Here is a 17,820-nt window from a genome sequence, read left to right on the forward strand (position 1 = left end):
CGCACCCGGCGGCGGCAACCGGATAACGACCGCGCGCGGGACCTACGCCGTCCCCGTCGGGTGCGCGGCGTCCACGGGCGGGACCGCGAGCAGCGGCCGGTAGTGACCGGCGGGATACGGCTCCCCGACCGGTTCGCCGTCCACCTGTATCCACGCGTGCGCCGCGAACGGGCTGGTGCGCACCCCCGTGCACCACGTCGGCCACACCCCCCGCGCGCGGCACAGCAGCGCGGCGGCCACCGACCGTTGGAGGCACGCCTGACCCGCGCAGCGCAGACTCACCGCCACCACGTCCCCCCGCGCGGCGAGCGCCTCCCCGGCGGTCGCGGGCGCGGCACCACGGCGTACGTGCTCCAGCACCGTCCGCAGGCGCGCCGGACTCGTACGGGCCAGCACGCGCGCGGCGGCCACCGCCAGCAGCGGCGCGAACCGCCGGTGCCACGGCAGGCGGCGGCGGCCGTCCAGGGTGACCGGGGCGCTCACGGCGCCGGTTCCAGCAGGGACGCGGCGCGCAGCCGCGCGACGACGTCCTCGACGTCGCGCAGCGCGCGTGCGCCGTCGATGCCGTGGCGGGTGGCGAGTTCCGCGGCGACGCGCGCGGGTTCGTACCCCTGGGTGAGGAGCCGCAGGACGTACGTGCCGGTGCCGTTGAGCTGCCAGTAGCGGCCGGTGCGCAGCTGGAGCAGCACGGTGCCGTCCTCGGTCTCCGCGAGGGAGACGTCAGGACGCAGACTGAGGGGCACTCTTGCCTCCCGGGAGTCGCGGGTGTCGGTGTGCGGTACGGGCCCAGGTCTCGCACCCCAGCAGCTGGTCGAGCGCGAAGTCCCGGGACAGGTCGGTCTGCGGGGTCCGCAGCGCCGTACGGAGGGCGTCGACGGAGATCAGCCCCCGTGACGCCAGCGTCGAGTCGGCGAACACGGCCTCCACAGCGGGCATGTTGCGCTTCCGCCCGACGCGCAGGTCCTCGCTGAAGTCCCCCTTGGTGTCCCGCCGCAGCACCGCCTCGGGCACGATGTCGCGCATCGCGTCGGCCAGCAGCGGCTTGTACCGCCACGGGGTGACGCGCGCGTCGAGACGTACGGACAGCGCGGCCGTCACCACCCGGTCGTCGAGGAACGGCAGGCGCAACCCGACACCGGCCCCGCCGAACAGCCGCCCCAGCTGCCGGTAGGCGGGCGCGGTCGTCCGTACGGCCGTGAGGAACTGGTGCTGCCCCCGGTCCGCCGCGAACGGCCGTACGTCCTCCGCCGCCTCCCGCAGCACCTCCCGCGCCGCGTCCACCGCCGCGTCCGTCGCCCACACCGGGGCACGCAGCGGCATGCCCCAGCCCAACGGGGGCAGCCGCCGCGCCGGAGGCGGGTCGGTGAGCTGGTCGGCCTGCGCGCGCCACCAGTCACCGACCCCGCCGCCGCGCACCAGCTCCCGTACGGTCGGCCCCAACGGCCAGCGGCCCAGGGCCCGATGGGCGCGCAGCCGGCGCACCGCACGGTACGGGTGGCGGCGCAGCAGCGGGTGCAGATAGCCGGGCAGGGCGCCGAACAGCTCGTCCGCCCCGTGCCCGGCCAGATGCGTGCGCGCACCGTGTCGCGCCAGCAATTCCGCCGTGTGCCGGACGCGGGCCAGCATGCGTGGGAAGAGGTACGGCTGCTCCGCGTCCGACGCCGCGTCCGGCTCCGCGAAGACGGTGGGGCACCCCTCCTGCGGTACGACCAGGTGCTCGGCCAGCGGCAGCCGTTCCGCGCAGTGCGCCGCGAAGAACGCGTCGTCGTTGCCCGCCTCCGCCTCCGCCCAGCGGACGGTCAGCAGGGACGGGGAGGTCCGGGCGGCCAGGAAGCACAGGGACGCGGAATCCATCCCGCCGGACAGGTCGGCACTGAGCCGCCCCACGGCGGGAGCCTGGTCCGCGACGGACGTCAGCAGCGCCTCGCGTACGGCCGACGCGCCCCGCGCCAGGGGCAGTTCGGGCGCGGGCGGGTGCCAACGGCGTACCTCCCGTACGCCCTCCGGGCCCACCAGCAGGCAGCTGTCGTGCGCAACGGTCGAGACACCGGCCCACATGCTCCGGTCGCGCAACGGCGGCGGCAGCCTGCCGCCACAGACGACCCGCGCGGCCAACAGGCGTTCGTCCACGGCCGCCCCGGTGAGCGAGGCGAGCACGTCCGGCCGGTCGGCCACCACGGTGTGCCCGCCCGACCTGGCGTGGAACACCTGCCGCAGCCCCGACACCGTGCCCTGGACGCGCTGTTCCGCGCCGACCGCGACGACCAGGTGGAAACTGCCCCGCAGCGCCCCGGCCAGGGCGTCCACGTCGGCCGACGTACGTACCCGCGCGGCCAGTCCGGTCAGGCGCGCGGTGGTGACCGGACAGAATCCGATCACCACCACCCGTACCGGGCCCGCCTCCGCGCGTACGGCCGTCCCGGGCGCCCAGTCGCCCACGACCCACGGGCGCCCCGACGGGTACGCGAACACGCGCGGCGTGTCGAACTCGTTCGCGGCGTACCCGGCGTCGGCGGTGTACTCGGCGTACTCGACGTCCGGCAGGACGACGAACCCGGTGCGCATCAGGTGCCCTGTCCTCAGCTGGTCAGCGCTGCTCGCCGAGGAAGTCGGAGTAGTCGTTGCCGAAGCCGAGGGTGTCCTCGGAGAAGTCACCGACGGCCACCAACGCCGGGGCCTCGTACGCCGATTCCTGTCCTTCGACCATGCTCTGGTTCTCCATCACTACCTCCTGAGGTGGGGGAATCGCTCACGGACGAGGGGAGAAGCTAACAGGGCGGACCGCGAAAGTCAGCGGGAGCGCGGGGGTTGTGTTCGCAACGGCTGACGGCACGTCATACACGGCCGCGCGACGGGTGGTTGACACGGTCAACGGGCCGGGAGAAGGTCACGTGCGCGCCGAGCGGGCACGGAGGGACGGAACGGCGAACCCGCTCCCCGCACGCGCGGGGATGGCCCCTGCTCGAACCGCAGCACCGGCATCGCCTGGAACCGCTGCCCGCCTCCGCGCGGAAGCCCCGCCCCGCCTCGCGGCCCGCGCCCCGGTCGCGTCACCCCGCCTCCGGCGTGTGCGGTGGCGTGGCCGGGCGCGGGGGCCAGGTGTGCGGGGCGAGGAGGCCGAGGACGTACGCGCGGGCGACGAGCGCCGGTCTGGTCGCGGCGTCGAGCAGGTCGCGGAGGCGGCTGAGGTGGTAGTCGACGGTCTGCCGGGAGAGCCTGAGCGAGGTGGCGATCTCGCTGTTGGTGCTGCCCTCCGCGAGCAGCGCCAGGATGCGCAGCTGCGCGGGCGTCAGCGGGGGATGGACGTCGTGGGCGAGGCCCTGCTGGGTGACGACCGCCCAGATCTTCGTGGCGCGCCCGGCCGTACCGCCGACGGACGTCAGGTGCAGCCGTACGCGCCGTCCGCGCCCCCGCGCGTCGACGAGCAGCGCGAAGGTCTCCGTACGTCGGACGCGGCGCGTGACGAGGCTCTTCCACGCCAGGTGCAGCGGCCCCGGGTCGTACGCGGGCGCCGGGGCGAGCAGGGTGTGCGCGCGGTGGCCCACGAGGTCGGAGAGGGGTGTGCGGAGCAGCCCGGAGACGGCCGTGCTCGCCTGCTCGATACGGCCGTTGACCGACAGCAGCGCGCAGGGCAGACCGCTGTGGTCGCGCAGGGCACGCAGGTTCTCCTCGGCCTCCCGGCGCTGGTCCATGGCGCGGGTGTGTTCGGTGATGTCGACGTAGATCCCGGCGACGCAGGTCTGGCCGTTCTCCTCGACGGAGAAGCGGTGTCCGGCGGCCTGCCCCTTGCTGCCGTCGGAACGGTGGTAGTCGAGGGTGTGGCGTACGGGTCTGCCGCGCCCCAGGATCTCCTGGTCGAGGGCGCGGAACTGCGCGGCGTCGGCGGGGGAGTCGAAGTCCTCGATGCGGGCGCCGACGACGCGTTCCGGGGTGGTGCCGTAGAGGTGGGCGTACGAGTGGTTGGCCCAGAGGTAGCGCCCGTCGCGGTCCCGGATGAAGGCCGCCGCGGGGGCGAAGTCGGCGAAGTCCGCGAAGGCGGCGAACCGGCGTACGCCCGCGGGCTGCGCGCCGACCTCCACCGCGAGGCCGCGGGTACGCGCTCCGTCCCCGCTCTCGGGCAGCGGCCAGCTCACGTCGAACGTCCGGTCGTCGAACCGGACCAGGCGGTGGCCCTCCCGGGGCGTCTCCCCGGTCTCCCCGGGGGAGAACACCTCCTCGCGCATCCGGTCGAGGAACCGTTGCGCGGTGGTCAGGTCCGCGAAGGCGCCGCCGCCGCGCTCCAGGAGGTGCCACTGGTCGTCGACCTCCCACCAGGACACGGGCAGGTGCTCCAGCAGGGCTTTCAGGCTTGCGTCGTCCACGGCGGCCTTTCCGTCCGGTCCCTCCGGGCGGCGGAGGGTGGCACGTGATGCCTGTCCACGACGGTCGTGCCCATGCCCGTACCCGTGCCCGCGCCGGGGCCGGTGATGCCGCCCGCCCCACTGTCGCCGCGCCCCGCCCGTACGCGCAACTCTGGCGTTTGCCTGAACTCCGGCGCCCTCCGGTGGTGTTTCGGGGCCCGGGGGTCTGCTTCCCTTGTGTGGGCGGCCGGTCACGCGTCGTGGTTCTACGCGAGTAGCGTCCCGCCGTCCGTTCCGCCACGGCCTCACCCGTACGTCCGCGCGCCGCGCGCGGAGCCCGTACGGGGCGCACGTCCCGCACACCGCGTACGCCGCGCACACCGCGTACGTACGACCGCGGGCGGGCCACCGGCCGGGAACGCCGCGCACGAGTCGGGAGCACGACGAGGAATGGGAGACGAACTCCAGTGAGCACGGTGCTGTTGGTGCACGCCAAGGGCGGTCCGCCGCTCGGTCACGTACTGGCACGGGCGGCCGCGAGGGCGGACCTGCACCTGCTGGCGCTCAGCGAGCTGCCGCCCGCGGTCGCCGCCTCCGCCGGAAGCCTGTGCGCCTCCGTCGTGGCGCCCGACGACGCCGAACGGCACGACCTGGTCTCGCTGATCGTCTCCCGCGCCGAGGCCGTGGGGGCCGACGCCGTGCTCACGTTCTCCGAGTACGCGGTCGTGGCCGTCGCCGAGGCGTGCGAGGCGCTGGGCCTCGCCGGGGCGGGCGGCGCCGCCGGACTCGCCCGCGACAAGCGGATGATGCGCCACACCTGGCTGCGGGCGGGGCTGGCGCAGCCGGAGTTCCGCGCCGTGGCCACGCGGGACGATCTGCGGGAGGCGGCCGCCGCCCTGCCGTACCCCATGCTGCTCAAGGCGGCCTGGAGCGCGGGCTCGACGGCGCACCAGATCATCTCCGCCCCGGAACAGGTCGACTCCGCCTGGCGGTGCTCGCGTGAGGTGATGGCCGAGTCCGCGCTGCTGGGCTACGCCGAACTCCACGTGGCCGAGGCCGACGCCCACTTCGTGGTCGAGGAGATCGTGACGGGCGCCACGGAGGAGTGGTTCGAGGACACCGGCTGGGGCGACTACGTCAGCGTCGAGGGGGTCGTCGCCGACGGCGTCTACCACCCGGTGTGCCTCAGCGGCCGCATGCCCACGGTCGAACCGTTCACCGAACGCGCCAGCATCACCCCGGCGTTGCTCCCCGACGACCTCCAGGAACGCGTCGTGGCCCTCGCCCGCGACGCCGTGGACGCCCTCGGTCTGCGCGACTGCGGTACGCACACCGAGATCAAGCTCGGCCCCGGCGGGCGCATGTGGCTGATCGAGACGGCCGCCCGCTTCGGTGGCGCGATGACCGTCCCGCAGATCGAGGAGGTCTTCCAGCTCGACCTCGTCGGCATGCTCGTGGACCACCTCCTGGGCCGTACCGTCGACTGGCCCGCCCGTGCCCTCGGCCCCGGGGACGCGCGCGGCGCGGCGGGCTCGCTCGTCGTCCTCGCCGTGGACGGCGACGGCGCCGCCTGGCGGGACCGCAGGGACTGGGACTTCGCGGTCGTACGGGACGCGGTGGCGCTCAGCGAGGGCAGCGCGCTGTCCGTGGTCCCGGAGAGTTCCCTGCCCGACGGCTCCACCGTGCCCGTCTACGAGCCCGCGGGCGGCGCGAACACCATGGCCGCGCTGTGCCTGCTGTCCGCCACCGACGCCCGTACGGTGCTCCGCGACTTCACCACCCTCGTACGCGCCCTGCCCGAGCTGCTGCCGCCCGCGACGGACGCCACCGCGCCGTCCCCGGCCCCGTCGCCCGCCTCGACGCCGACCGCCCCGGCACGGGCGCCCCGCAGCTCCGCCCCGACCCCCACCCGCCCCCGTCCGGCCGCCGAGCCCGAAGGGATCCCCGCATGAGCCCCGCCCTGCTCTCCACCGGCGCCCCGGAGGCCGCGACCGACCGCACGGTCGTCGGTGAGCACCTCTCCCTGCCGCTGTTCCACACCCTGTCCGGCGTCCTCGCCGGGCACCCGTACGTCAAGGTCGTCGTCGACCGCGCCGAGGGCGACTGGCACGTGCTGGACGCCGCCGCGCACCCCTTCCACGTCAACTACATCGCGACCCGCGTCCTCGGCATGGAACTGGCCGAACTCGACGCCGGACTCGACGCGTTCAACGCCTCCGTGTACGCCGACCCGGACCGCCGCTTCCTCCTCGGCGTGCTCTCCCTCCACTCCGGCGAGGACGCGGACGGCCGCGAACGCCCCTTCCTCGTACTGGAGACGACCGAGGCCGACACCATGCACGGCGCGCTGCTGGAGTTCTTCCACGGCTTCGTACGCGACCGCGTCGACGCCCGGCTGCCGCTCCTCCTCAAGCCCGCCAACCACGTGCAGGAGGAGGAACTCGCCGCCGTCAGCGAGCAGTCGGTGCCGCGCGTCCTCGGCCACGAACTCTTCGGCACCCGGACCCGTACCGCGCTCAACACCGGCGAGGCCGTCGGCAGGCTGCGCCGCTACGCGACGGTCGAGGAGTACGAGGCGGCCGCCGGCGGCCTCGGCTGGTCGGACATCGTGGCCATGCCCTGCCTGCCGGACGACGTGCAGCGGGTCGCCGGATTCGTCAACACCGCGCCCATCACGCCGCTTTCGCACACCAACGTCCTCGCGTCCGGCTGGGGCATCCCCAACGCGATCGTCCAGGACCTCGACCAACTGGCCGAACGGCACGGCCTCGACGGCGCCTGGGTCCGCTACCGCGTCCGCGAGGACGACATCACCCTGGAGCGCCTGGACGAGGACCCCGGGCTGCGCGCCCCCGCCTGGCACCAGCAGCGCATCCGCCTCGAACCGCCGCTGCTGGAGGACGCGCCCGTCCTCTCCCTGCACCGCCTGCGCACCGCCGACCGCGACCGCTACGGCACCAAGGCCGCCAACCTGGGCGAGCTGCACCACGTCCTCGACAGCCGTACGGCCGACCTCACCGCCTTCTACGGCCGCCCCCGCCCGCCCCGCGAGAACCTGCGCCCGCACCTCGCCGCCCGGCTCGGCCTCGCCACCCCCAGCGCCGCCGAACTCCGCGCCGCCGCCAGCTCGTTCGTGGCCGGTACGGTCGAGGCACCGGAGGGCGTGGCGCTGCCGTTCTCCCTCCAGCACCGCTTCCTCACCTCCTCCCCGGCGCTCCAACAGGGCATCGGCAAGCTGAAGATGGCGCTCGAACTCGACGCGCTCGACGTGCTCGACGCCCTCTGCCTCCAGCTCCAGCACCTCATCCGGCACGCCCCCATGCCCGACTCCGTGGCCGGTGAGATCACCCGCGCCCTCCCCGACCAACTCGCCGCGGGCGAACGCCTCGTGGTCCGTTCCTCCTCCAACGCCGAGGACCTGCCCGGCTTCTCGGCGGCCGGTGTCTACGACTCCGTCACGACCGTGCGCGGCACCGACGAACTCCTCGACGCCGTACGCCAGGTGTGGGCGTCCCTCGTCTCGCCGCGCAGCGTCCGGCTGCGCCACCAGGTCGGCATCTCGCTGGACGACACGTACATGGGCGTCATCGTGCAGGAGTACGTGCCCGCCGCGCTCGGCGGCGTCCTCGTCACCTGCAACCCCACCCGGCGCGAGGACTTCCGCAACGTCTACCTCAACTGCTCGCCCGGCTCGCCCGAACAGGTCGTCGAGGGCACCGTCCTGCCCCAGCAGTACCTCTACAACACCGTCGAGGGCGGCGGCCGCACCGTGGCCCTCGGCTCGTGGCCGGAGGGGCTGTCCGCCGGTACGCGCGCCCAGCTCGCCGACCTGTCGCTGACCGGGCGACTGCTCCAGTCCCACTTCGGCGCGCCCGAGGTGGACGCCCCGCTGGACATCGAGTGGCTGCTCACCGACCAGGGCGACTTCCGCCTGGTCCAGATCCGCCCGTACGCCCTGTGAGCCCCCGCCCGCCCCGCGCGCGCCGTCCCCGCCCCGCGGCCACGCCGCTGACGGCCACGGCCCTCCGCGTCGTACGGCTCAACTACGGCTTCCAGCTGCTGTTCAACCTGCTGTGGTGGATGCCGGTCTTCTACGCGTACCAGAAGGACGCCGGTCTCTCCGACAGCCAGATCTTCGGCATCCAGAGCATCTACTACGTGGCGTTCTGCCTGTTCGAGATCCCCACCGGCCTCATCGCGGACCGCATCGGCACCCGCAACTGCCTGCGGGCCGGAGCCGTCGTGATGACGCTGGCGAACCTCGCCCCGGTGTTCAGCGCCTCGTACACCGGCTTCCTCGTCCACTTCCTCGCCATCGCCGCGGGTCGCTCCCTGACCTCGGGCGCGGCGAGCGCGTACCTCTACGACGCGCTCCAGGCCGAACGCTGCGGCGACCACTACCTCAAGGCCGAGGGCACCGCCCGCGCGCTCGGCCTGGCCGCGAAGGTGCTGTGCTGGCCGCTCGTCGGCCCGCTGATGGCCGTCGCGCACCCCGCGCCGTACGTCCTCAGCGCCCTGAGCGCGGCGGGCTCCCTCGTGTGCGTGGTGCTGCTGCCGCGCCTGGCCCCCCAGGGGGAGCCGGGCCGTACGCCCGCACCGGAACGCGCCGGGAAGACGGACCGTAGCGCCGGGGCGGGGGCCGTACGCGCACGGCGCGGGCGCGGCACCTCGCTGCGGGAGGCGCGCGCCGCGCTGCGCTGCATCGCGTCGTCGCCGTGGCTGACGCTGGTGATGGTGCAGGGCGTGGCGGTGTTCACGCTGTCCCGGATCTGCCAGGTCAACCTCTTCCAGCCGATCCTCCTCGCGCAGGGCATCGCCGAGTCCTCACACGGCGGGGTGCTCGCCGCCATGACCGTCGCGGAGGCCGTGGGCGCGGCCCGTCCCCAGTGGCTCAGCCGTCGCTTCACGCCGGTGACCTGGGTGTCGCTGCTCAGCCTGGCGCTCGCGGCGACCCTCGCGGGCATGACGTTCGGCGGGCCCTGGGCGGTCGTCGCGCTGCTCTGCCTGTTCGCCGCCGCCACCGGTTTCGCGTACCCGGTGCAGCGCAAGCTCGTCAACGACGCCGTACCCGCCGACGCACCCCGCGCCACCGTCCTCTCGGTCGAGTCGATCGTCGACCGCGCGGTGTGCGCCCTCGCGGCGATCGGAGTCGGCGCGTACCTGTCGGCGGGCCGCCTGGACGCCCTGCTGTGGCACAGCGCGCTGGCGACGGTGCTGCTCATGGGCGCGTTCCACCTGGTCCTGCGGCGCGGCACGGAGCGGTACGGCACGGCGGCAGCCGCGGCGGAACGGGGACCGGGCGACGTACCGGGTGAGGCTCCCGAACGGTCCGGCTCCGCCGACGCGACGGCGCCGACGGACGCCGTACGCGCGGAATCGCGGGACGTACGCACGCGGGCCGGCGTCTGACACCGGGGCGCGTGCGGGGCGCGTGACCGAGGCGGGGGCGAGGCGGCGGGGGAGTGGGCCCCGCCGCCTCGACCGCTTCCACCGGTGTCCTGCGTCAGCCGCAGTCGGCCAGCTCCTCGATCTCCTCGACCGGGAGGAAGGCGGGACGCGAGGGCTGCCCGATCAGGTAGGAGACGTAGCCGAGTGCGGCGGCCGCGTCGGTCTCCTCGGCCGTCTCGGCCTCGTACACCGCCACGCAGTCGCCCGCGTCCTCCTTCGCGCGCTCCCACAGGACGGGTGCGGGCTTGCGCTCCTCCTCGGTGCGCGGGGTGAAGATCCGGTCACCGAAGTCGTCCCACGCGAACGGCTCCGCACCGGTCCAGGCGCCGTCGACCTCCTTCTTCAGGGCCTCGGCGCGCGCGGCGTCGGTGTCGCCCCACTCGGAGGGCACGTTGGTGATCAGCCCGACCTCGATGTTCCGCTCCCGCAGCTCGCGCAGGTAGTCGGCGGCACCGGCCACGTAGCTGGTGCTGTCGTCCTCGGCGGTGTGCACCAGGGTCTCGCCCAGGTCGAAGTAGACGACGGCACAACCGTCTTCGGCCGCCGCGATCCGCGACGCGGCGGGAGCGCCGTGGGAGTCCGCCGGGAGCGGCGCCGCACCGGCGGCGGTCGCGCCCAGCACGGTGAAGGCGGCTGCGGCACCGAGGGCGAGGCTCGTACGGCGGGAGCCTCGGAAGACGGATCTGGTCATGGCGTCGGCGCCTTTCTCCGGGCGCATCACGGGGATGCGCGCATGGTCGGTACATGACACGCGACCGCCGAGACGTGTCCCCACGCGTACGGCCCCCGCGCGCCCGGGAGGCACGTCCCCCCGTTCACCGCTCCTTCCGCCATACCCGCGAACGCCCGTCGTACCCCCGAAGGGACGCACGTCACGGCTAACTCTCGGGCGACCTCCCGGGGAACGCGGTGGGGACCGCCCGGTCCGAGGGCGCGAAGGGCGCGTCAGGAGGTGGGGATCACCTCGCTGTGCGGGACCTCCACACGAGTGCCGTCGTCCAGGTCGATCTCGTAGGTCTCGGTGCGTACTTCGGCGATCTGACCCTCTCGTGGCGAACCATCGGACGCGGAGGCGTCGGGGAGGGTGATACGGGTACCGGGAACGAGAATGATCATGGCACGCCCTGTCGTGTAGGTGGAGCCACGGTGACACGGTACGACCCGCCGGAGGGACAGGCGTGCGGCAGCCCGCGCCCGGCGCGCACGTCTCCCGCACGCTCCCTACGCTCGCGGCCACTCGCGTCCGTACGACGAGGATGCCCGCCGCGACCTGGGAGGTCGCGCTCGGGCCGTGCGCGCGTGAGGGTGCTGATGGCGGAACCGGACTGCTCGGACCTCTCGTTGCCCGTGCCACGGGCGTACGGAAGATACGGCCGCGCGCCGCGGACTCGCGCTCACCGACGAGGTACGGGTCGGGCCCGGCGCGCGTGACGCCCATCCGGTGAGCGACCTCTGTCAGCTCTCGGGCGACCGGTGCTCCGCCCCCGTACCGCCGTAGGCGAGGTCCACGAAGTCCCGTACGAGCCCGTCCCGTTCGCCCGCTCTCCACGCGAGCACCACGCGGCTGGGGCCGTGACCCGTCACCGGTACGAAGCTGACGCCTGGGAGCGCGTGGTGGTGGGCGGCGGCGGCCGGGAGGAGACCGGCGGCGGACTGCCACACGATCGCGTGCAGGCATTCGCCGACCGTGGTCACCACGGGTGCGTCCGCGACGTCGGGGCCGTTCGCCAGCCAGAAGTCACGCCAGAGCGGGTCGGTTCCGGGCGGCAGCCGGAAGGTGGTGCGTCCGCGCAGGGCGGCGACGTCGATCAGGTCCGTTCCCGCCAGCGGGTCGCCGGACGGCAGGGCCGCCACCACCGGTTCCTCGCGGAGGACGCGCACGTCGAGGCCCGTCGTGTCGAACGGGAGGCGGGTCACGGCCACATCGGCCTGCCCCGTACGCAGCCCCGCGCTCGGGTCGGTGAGACCGCACTCCCGCAGCCGTACGGTCGCCCGCGGGTGCCTTTGCCGGAACTCCTCCCGTACGGCGGGGTCGAGGGCCGCGCCCGCGCCCGCGACCGTACCGACGACGAGCGTGCGCTGTCCGGAGCTGCGGCGCACCTTCTCCTTCAACCTCTCGGCGCGTTCGAGGAGTTCGCGCGCCTCGTCGAGCAGGAGGGCGCCGCTGTCGGTGAGTCGCACGCCCCGGGGCGACCGTTCCAGCAACCGGCAGTCGAGTTCGGCCTCCAGTTCGCGGATGCGGCGGCTGAGCGGCGGCTGCGACATGTGCAGGCGGGCGGCGGCGCGGCCGAAGTGGAGTTCCTCGGCCACGGCGACGAAGTACCCGAGCTGCCGGAGGTCCATGACCGGCCACGATACCGAGACGTTCGGGGCGGTACGGAAACGGTCCTGGACGTACGGGTTCCGCACGCGGTGGAGTCGGTGCCGTACCGCGAGACCCGGGAGGCAACCGTGCACGTCAAGCTCCGTCCCGTCGACAGCGCGAGGGTGACGACGCTGATCGACAACGCCAGCGACGCCCTGCTGCCGGACGGGCGCCTCGTACGCAGGTGGGGGCTGGCCGGAGCGGGTACGGGCGCGCCGCTGCCCGTGGCACCCGCCGGTCTGGCCGTCGGGGGCGGCACACTCGACGTACTACGCGCCGAACACGGCTTCTCGGCCATGGTCGAGATCCGTACGGACGGCCGCGACCGACGACTGCTCTTCGACGCGGGCGCGACGACCGACGGCCTGATCGGCAACCTGGACCGTCTCGGCGTACGCCCCGACACGTTCGAGTCCATCGTCCTCAGTCACGGCCACTTCGACCACGTGACCGGCCTGCACGGGCTGATCGGCAGACTGGGGCCCCGCTCCGTACCCGTACTGCTGCACCCCGACGCCTGGCGCACCCGCCGTGTCGCGGGGCCCGGCGGCGTACTCGACCTGCCGACACCCAGCCGCGACGCCGTCGAACAGGCCGGTTTCACCGTGATCGAGGAACGGCGACCGTCCCTGCTGCTGGACGACTTCCTCCTGGTCACGGGCGAGGTGCCGCGCACCACGGACTTCGAGACGGGCATGCCGGGACACGAGGCGTGCGTCGGCGGCGCGTGGTCGCCGGACGAGGGGATAGACGACGACCAGGCGCTCGTACTGCACGTACGGGGCAAGGGCCTCGTGATCCTTACCGGCTGCGGACACGCGGGGATCATCAACCTCATCCTGCACGCACGGGCCGTCACGGGGGTGCGGCGGCTGTACGCAGTGCTGGGTGGCCTGCACCTGCGGTTCGGCCCGGTGGTCGACCGTACGATCGACGAACTGGCCGCGTACGAGCCGGAGATGGTCGTCCCCGCACACTGCACGAGCTGGGCGGCCCAGCAGTCACTGGCGAGCCGACTGCCGGACGCGTTCCTGCCGAACGCGGTGGGCAGCACGTTCCTCCTGGGCGACGAGCAGTGACCCGCTCGGAGCCGGCTTGGTCGTGTAGGCCAACTCGGCTGCGGACCATGCCCAACTGGGCGCGGACCTCGGCTCGGGGTACGTAGGCTGCACGAGGGGCGCGCAGGCTTCATCTCACCCGGAGATGAAATATCCGGTTCTCCAATAGTTGCTCAGAAGGGCTTCACCCGCCGACAAAGCCGCAGGTCAACAAGCCTGCTCCCCGCACACGCGGGGATGGACCGAGCATGGCGAGCAACACCAGCGGCGCGGAGGGCTGCTCCCCGCACACGCGGGGATGGACCCTGGCACTTCACGGTCACCGTGCGCGCCAAGCGCTGCTCCCCGCCTTCGCGGGGCTGAACCAACCGGGAGCGGGGGCAGCCGCGCGCCCGATACACCGCAGGGGTCCCCATCTGGTCCCCCACATGCGTCAGGGGTGGCACTCTCATCGAGAGTGCCACCCCTGAGCTGTGCAAACACCGTCGGGACGACAGGATTTGAACCTGCGACCCCTTGACCCCCAGTCAAGTGCGCTACCAAGCTGCGCCACGTCCCGGTGCTGTGCGACCCGGGGTTTCCCCCGCGTCCGCCTGCACGAGAACAATACCGCACTCCTCGCCGTGCTCGCTCACCCCTTTGTGCGCCGCCGCGCCCACCGCCCGGCACCGTCCCGTGCAGGTCCGGGGCCGCGCGGTCGCATCACAGGGGTCCGGCGCGGGGTCCCGGTGGCGGGTCAGCGTTCCAGGACCAGTGCCTGGCCCTGGCCGACGCCGATGCACAGGGCCGCCAGGCCCGTGCCCGACCCGGCTGCCGCGAGCTGGTGGGCGACGGCGCCCGCGATGCGGGCGCCCGAGGCGCCCAGCGGGTGGCCGATGGCGAGGGCGCCGCCGCGCGGGTTGACGAGTGCCGGGTCCAGCTCCGGCCACTCCGCGAGGCAGCCGAGCGCCTGCGCCGCGAACGCCTCGTTCAGCTCGACCGTACGCAGGTCGTCGAAGCCGCGGTCCGCCTTCGCCAGGGCGCGCCGGACGGCCTCGACGGGGCCGAGGCCGTAGAGCCGCGGTTCGACGCCGGTGACCGCGGAGGCGCGGATACGGGCGAGGGGTTCGCGGCCGGTGGCGGCGAGTCCCTCCTCGTCGGTGAGCAGGAGCGCAGCGGCGCCGTCGTTGAGAGGCGAGGAGTTGCCCGCCGTGACCGTGCCGCCGCCGTCCTTGCGGAACGCCGGTTTCAGCCGGGCGAGCGCCTCGGGTGAACTCCCGTCCCGGATGGTCTCGTCGCGCGCCAGCTCGACGCCGTCGTACGGGGCGACCTCGCCGTCGTAGAGTCCGTCGCGCCACGCCGCCGCGGCCTTCCGGTGGCTGTCGGCGGCGAAGCGGTCCTGCTCCTCGCGCGTGATCTTGTGCTTGTCCGCGACGAGTTCGGCGCCCTCACCGAGGCTGGTGGTCCACTCGGGGCGCATCCGCTCGTTGACCATGCGCCAGCCCAGGGTGGTGGAGTACATCTCGGGGGCGCCCGCGGGAAAGGCGCGCTCCGGCTTGGGTACGACCCAGGGGGCGCGGCTCATCGACTCCACGCCGCCCGCGATCACGGCGGTGGCGTCGCCGACGGCCACCGCGCGCGCGGCCTGTACGACGGCTTCGAGGCCGGACGCGCAGAGGCGGTTGGCGGTGCTGCCGGGGACGGTGAGCGGCAGGCCGGAGAGAAGGACGGCCATGCGGCCGACGTTCCGGTTCTCCTCGCCCGCGCCGTTCGCGTTGCCGAAGACCACGTCGCCGACGAGTGCCGGGTCGAGGTCGGGCGTACGGTCGAGCAGCGCGCGGACGACGTGTGCGGCCAGGTCGTCGGGGCGGACCCCGGCGAGCGCGCCGCCGTACCTGCCGACGGGGGTGCGGACGGAGTCGACGACGTACACGTCGCGGAGCCGGTAGTTGTTCATGGCACAGATCGTGGCACCGGCGGCATCGCGTGGCCAGACCTTACGGATCACTGACGTGCGGGTGCGGTGCCACGTGCGCGCGCGCCGCGGCGCCTAGCGTGAGCACATGCGCGTACTGGTCACAGGAGGGGCGGGCTTCATCGGCTCGCATGTCGTGTCCGCTCTGCGGGAGGCGGGCCACGAGCCCGTGGTGTTCGACACGGAGGCGGGGCGACGGGACCCCGTGGGCGGAGGGGGCGCGGTGGAATCCGTGCCCGGCGACGTACGGGACGCCGACGCGGTCGCCGGGGCGCTCGTCGGGGTAGACGCGGTCTGCCACCAGGCGGCGACCGTCGGCCTCAGCAGCCGCTTCGACGATGCCACCCGCTACGTCAGCAACAACGACCTCGGCACCGCCGTCCTCCTGGAGCGGATGGCGGCGGCCGGGGTCGGCGCCCTGGCGCTCGCCGGTTCGATGGTCGTCTACGGCGAGGGCCGCTACGTCTGCCCGGTGCACGGGCCCGTACGGCCGGGCCCGCGTACGGTACGGGACCTGGACGCGGGCCGCTTCGAGCCGCCGTGCCCCCACTGCGGCGCCCCGTTGGAGCCGGGGCTGGTGGCGGAGGACGCACCCGTCGACCCCCGGAACGTCTACGCGGCCACCAAGCTCATGCAGGAGCACCTGGCGGCGTCCTGGGCGCGCGCGACCGGTGGGCGGGCGATCAGCCTCCGGTACCACAACGTGTACGGCGCGGGTATGCCGCGCGACACCCCGTACGCGGGCGTCGCCTCCTTCTTCCGCTCCTCCCTGGAGCGCGGCGAGCCGCCGCAGGTGTACGAGGACGGGGCGCAGCGCCGGGACTTCGTGCACGTCACGGATGTGGCCGCGGCCAACGTCGCCGCCCTGGAGGCGCTGGCGCTGCGGGGTGAGGGACCGGCGGGGGAGCTGCGCGCGTACAACACCGGCAGCGGCGAACCGCACACCATCCTGGACATGGCGACGGCGCTGGCGGGCGCGTTCGGCGGCCCGTCGCCGGAGGTGACGGGGGGTTACCGGCTGGGGGACGTACGGCACATCACGGCGTCGTCGGAACGGCTGCGGGCCGAGCTGGGCTGGCGGGCGCGGGTCGGCTTCGGCGCGGGGATGGAGGGCTTCGCGCGGGCGCCGCTGCGGGAGACCGGACCGGAAGTGGGGACCGCGGCGGGCACCGGCCCCGGCGACCGCTGACGCCGCCTCGACAATCCGTACGGGGGACGCGATCGGCACCCCGGACGGCGCGGAGGGTTGACGGCCCCCGCTCCCTCGGTGGCAATGGGAGGGCGACAGTGCGACGGCGCACGCGTCGAGAGGAGCGCCCCCCTTGTCCCGCACCGGCTCCCCGCACACCCCGCACGACGGTTCCCGCGCCCCCGCCCCGCCCTCCCGGCGACGGGTGCTCGCCCTGGCGGGCGGCGCCGCCGCGACCCTGCCGCTCGGCGGCTGCGGCGCGGGCGCCCCGGAGGTCCGGGGCGGTGGCGGCGGGGGCGGTGCCGGGACTGTCTCCGTGTACTGGAACGCGGGCCACGACTACGCCGCGTACCGCGCGGCCGTCGCCGCCTTCGAGAAGGAGCACGGCGTCACGGTGCGGATGCAGAAGTACCAGTGGCCGGACATGCGCACCCGCATCCTCACCGACTTCGCCTCCGGCAACGTGCCCGACCTCGTCGAGGAACCGGGCGGCTGGACCCAGGAGTTCGCCCTCAGCGGCGACGTCCTGAGCCTCCAGGACCGGCTGGACGCGGACGGCGCCCGCATGGGGTACCCGGACGACTGGCAGCCCGCCGCCGTACGCCACAACGAGCACCGGGGCGAGACGTACGGCATCCAGCTGCACCAGACGTGCAGCCTGCTCCTCTACAACAAGGCGATGTTCCGCCGCGCGCGCGTCGCGCCGCCGACCACGTGGGAGGAGGTCGTACGGGTCGGCAGGAGGCTCACCACGGGCGACGTGTTCGGCATCGCCCTGAACCAGGACCAGTCGTACGCCTGGCCCTGGCTGCTCCAGAACGGCGTACGGCTCTACGACCCGGAGTCCCGCGCGCTGCTGGCGCCCCGGGCCGCGGCCGTCGAGGCGCTCCGCTTCCAGGCCGACCTGGTGCACGAGCACGAGGTGTCCGCCGTGCCGACGCCCGGCACCGACTACTCCGGGCCGCAGAAGCTGCTGTCGGCGGAGCGCACCGCGATGATCCTCTCCGGGCCCTGGGACCTGGAACCGATCCGGAAGTCCAGCCCCGACCTGGAACTCGGCGTGGCGCAGGTGCCCCGCAGGCGGCGCCGGTCCACCGTCCTCGCCGGGACCAGCGTGTTCATCCCGGCGAAGGCCCGCCACCCGGACCTGGCCTGGGACCTGGTGAAGAGGCTCACGACGCTGCGCACGGAGACCGCCGTCACGGAGAAGGAGGGAATGCTGATGCCCCGCAGATCCTGGACGAGTCAGCCGGTGGTGCGGGACGACCCGGTGACGAAGGCGTTCGCGGAGGGGCTGACGTACGCGGAAGACCCGTACCGGGGCGCCTATCTGACGGGGAGGTACGGGGAGTTGTCCGTCGACCTCTTCCGGAACCTGTACCAGGGCGTGGTGATGCAGCGGAGACCGGTGGAGGAGGCGTACGACGAGTACGTGAGTGCCGGTCGCAAGCTGATCCGGGGGTAGC

General features: G+C 73.9%; 15 protein-coding genes and 1 tRNA gene. 6 read left to right on the top strand and 10 right to left on the bottom strand.

The genetic code is table 11. The features are described 5' to 3' along the window. Positions 1-42 precede the first annotated feature (42 nt). The 5 genes from D7M15_RS27065 to D7M15_RS27085 form a co-directional block, all read right to left on the bottom strand. Positions 43-483 carry a lasso peptide biosynthesis B2 protein gene (locus D7M15_RS27065; RefSeq protein WP_121519886.1) on the bottom strand — a complete coding sequence of 147 codons (441 nt, stop codon included), beginning with the start codon at positions 481-483 and terminating at the stop codon, positions 43-45. Beyond that, positions 480-743, bottom strand: coding sequence for a lasso peptide biosynthesis PqqD family chaperone (locus D7M15_RS27070; protein WP_121519887.1), 264 nt, complete (start codon positions 741-743; stop codon positions 480-482). The genes D7M15_RS27065 and D7M15_RS27070 overlap by 4 nt, the downstream gene beginning before the upstream one ends. After that, positions 721-2,565: an asparagine synthase-related protein gene (locus tag D7M15_RS27075; RefSeq protein ID WP_121519888.1), complete on the bottom strand. Its 1,845-nt coding sequence runs from the start codon at positions 2,563-2,565 to the stop codon at positions 721-723. The genes D7M15_RS27070 and D7M15_RS27075 overlap by 23 nt, the downstream gene beginning before the upstream one ends. Positions 2,566-2,587: 22 nt before the next feature. Beyond that, positions 2,588-2,722: a lasso RiPP family leader peptide-containing protein gene (locus tag D7M15_RS27080; RefSeq protein ID WP_121519889.1), complete on the bottom strand. Its 135-nt coding sequence runs from the start codon at positions 2,720-2,722 to the stop codon at positions 2,588-2,590. 328 nt (positions 2,723-3,050) lie between these two features. Then, a complete protein-coding gene (locus tag D7M15_RS27085) occupies positions 3,051-4,361 on the bottom strand; it encodes a PAS domain-containing protein (RefSeq protein ID WP_121519890.1) in 1,311 nt (436 codons plus the stop codon). 446 nt (positions 4,362-4,807) lie between these two features. Here D7M15_RS27085 and D7M15_RS27090 point away from each other — a divergent pair, with 446 nt between their 5' ends. From D7M15_RS27090 to D7M15_RS27100, 3 genes are read left to right on the top strand one after another with little or no spacing between them, the layout of a single operon-like run. After that, positions 4,808-6,292 carry an ATP-grasp domain-containing protein gene (locus D7M15_RS27090; RefSeq protein WP_121519891.1) on the top strand — a complete coding sequence of 495 codons (1,485 nt, stop codon included), beginning with the start codon at positions 4,808-4,810 and terminating at the stop codon, positions 6,290-6,292. Continuing rightward, complete coding sequence (locus D7M15_RS27095) at positions 6,289-8,301, top strand: PEP/pyruvate-binding domain-containing protein (RefSeq protein WP_121519892.1); 2,013 nt, start codon at positions 6,289-6,291, stop codon at positions 8,299-8,301. Before D7M15_RS27090 ends, D7M15_RS27095 begins: the two co-directional genes overlap by 4 nt. Further along, positions 8,298-9,749, top strand: coding sequence for an MFS transporter (locus D7M15_RS27100; protein WP_121519893.1), 1,452 nt, complete (start codon positions 8,298-8,300; stop codon positions 9,747-9,749). The genes D7M15_RS27095 and D7M15_RS27100 overlap by 4 nt, the downstream gene beginning before the upstream one ends. Before the next feature lie 94 nt (positions 9,750-9,843). Here the strand turns inward: D7M15_RS27100 and D7M15_RS27105 are convergent, their stop codons facing one another. From D7M15_RS27105 to D7M15_RS27110, 3 genes are all read right to left on the bottom strand, one after another. Beyond that, positions 9,844-10,479, bottom strand: coding sequence for an HAD family hydrolase (locus D7M15_RS27105; protein WP_121519894.1), 636 nt, complete (start codon positions 10,477-10,479; stop codon positions 9,844-9,846). A gap of 254 nt (positions 10,480-10,733) precedes the next feature. After that, positions 10,734-10,904 (bottom strand): hypothetical protein, encoded by a 171-nt coding sequence (locus D7M15_RS28635; protein ID WP_165906337.1) that lies wholly within the window; start codon positions 10,902-10,904, stop codon positions 10,734-10,736. A gap of 339 nt (positions 10,905-11,243) precedes the next feature. Then, positions 11,244-12,131: a LysR substrate-binding domain-containing protein gene (locus tag D7M15_RS27110; RefSeq protein ID WP_121521503.1), complete on the bottom strand. Its 888-nt coding sequence runs from the start codon at positions 12,129-12,131 to the stop codon at positions 11,244-11,246. A gap of 108 nt (positions 12,132-12,239) precedes the next feature. On the opposite strand from D7M15_RS27110, the gene D7M15_RS27115 reads away from it, so the two are divergent. Beyond that, positions 12,240-13,232 (top strand): MBL fold metallo-hydrolase, encoded by a 993-nt coding sequence (locus D7M15_RS27115; protein WP_121521505.1) that lies wholly within the window; start codon positions 12,240-12,242, stop codon positions 13,230-13,232. A 464-nt stretch (positions 13,233-13,696) separates the two neighbouring features. Here D7M15_RS27115 and D7M15_RS27125 read toward each other — a convergent pair. Next, a tRNA-Pro gene (locus D7M15_RS27125) sits at positions 13,697-13,770 on the bottom strand. A gap of 177 nt (positions 13,771-13,947) precedes the next feature. Continuing rightward, positions 13,948-15,147: a thiolase family protein gene (locus D7M15_RS27130; protein WP_121519896.1), complete on the bottom strand. Its 1,200-nt coding sequence runs from the start codon at positions 15,145-15,147 to the stop codon at positions 13,948-13,950. Between the two features lie 106 nt (positions 15,148-15,253). On the opposite strand from D7M15_RS27130, the gene D7M15_RS27135 reads away from it, so the two are divergent. Both D7M15_RS27135 and D7M15_RS27140 read left to right on the top strand, forming a co-directional pair. Further along, positions 15,254-16,354: an NAD-dependent epimerase/dehydratase family protein gene (locus D7M15_RS27135; protein ID WP_121519897.1), complete on the top strand. Its 1,101-nt coding sequence runs from the start codon at positions 15,254-15,256 to the stop codon at positions 16,352-16,354. A 133-nt stretch (positions 16,355-16,487) separates the two neighbouring features. Then, a complete protein-coding gene (locus D7M15_RS27140) occupies positions 16,488-17,819 on the top strand; it encodes a sugar ABC transporter substrate-binding protein (RefSeq protein ID WP_240649519.1) in 1,332 nt (443 codons plus the stop codon). Position 17,820 lies beyond the last annotated feature (1 nt).

Origin of the sequence: Streptomyces sp. Z26 (assembly GCF_003665095.1) — a bacterium.
Taxonomy (GTDB): Bacteria; Actinomycetota; Actinomycetes; order Streptomycetales; family Streptomycetaceae; genus Streptomyces; species Streptomyces phytohabitans.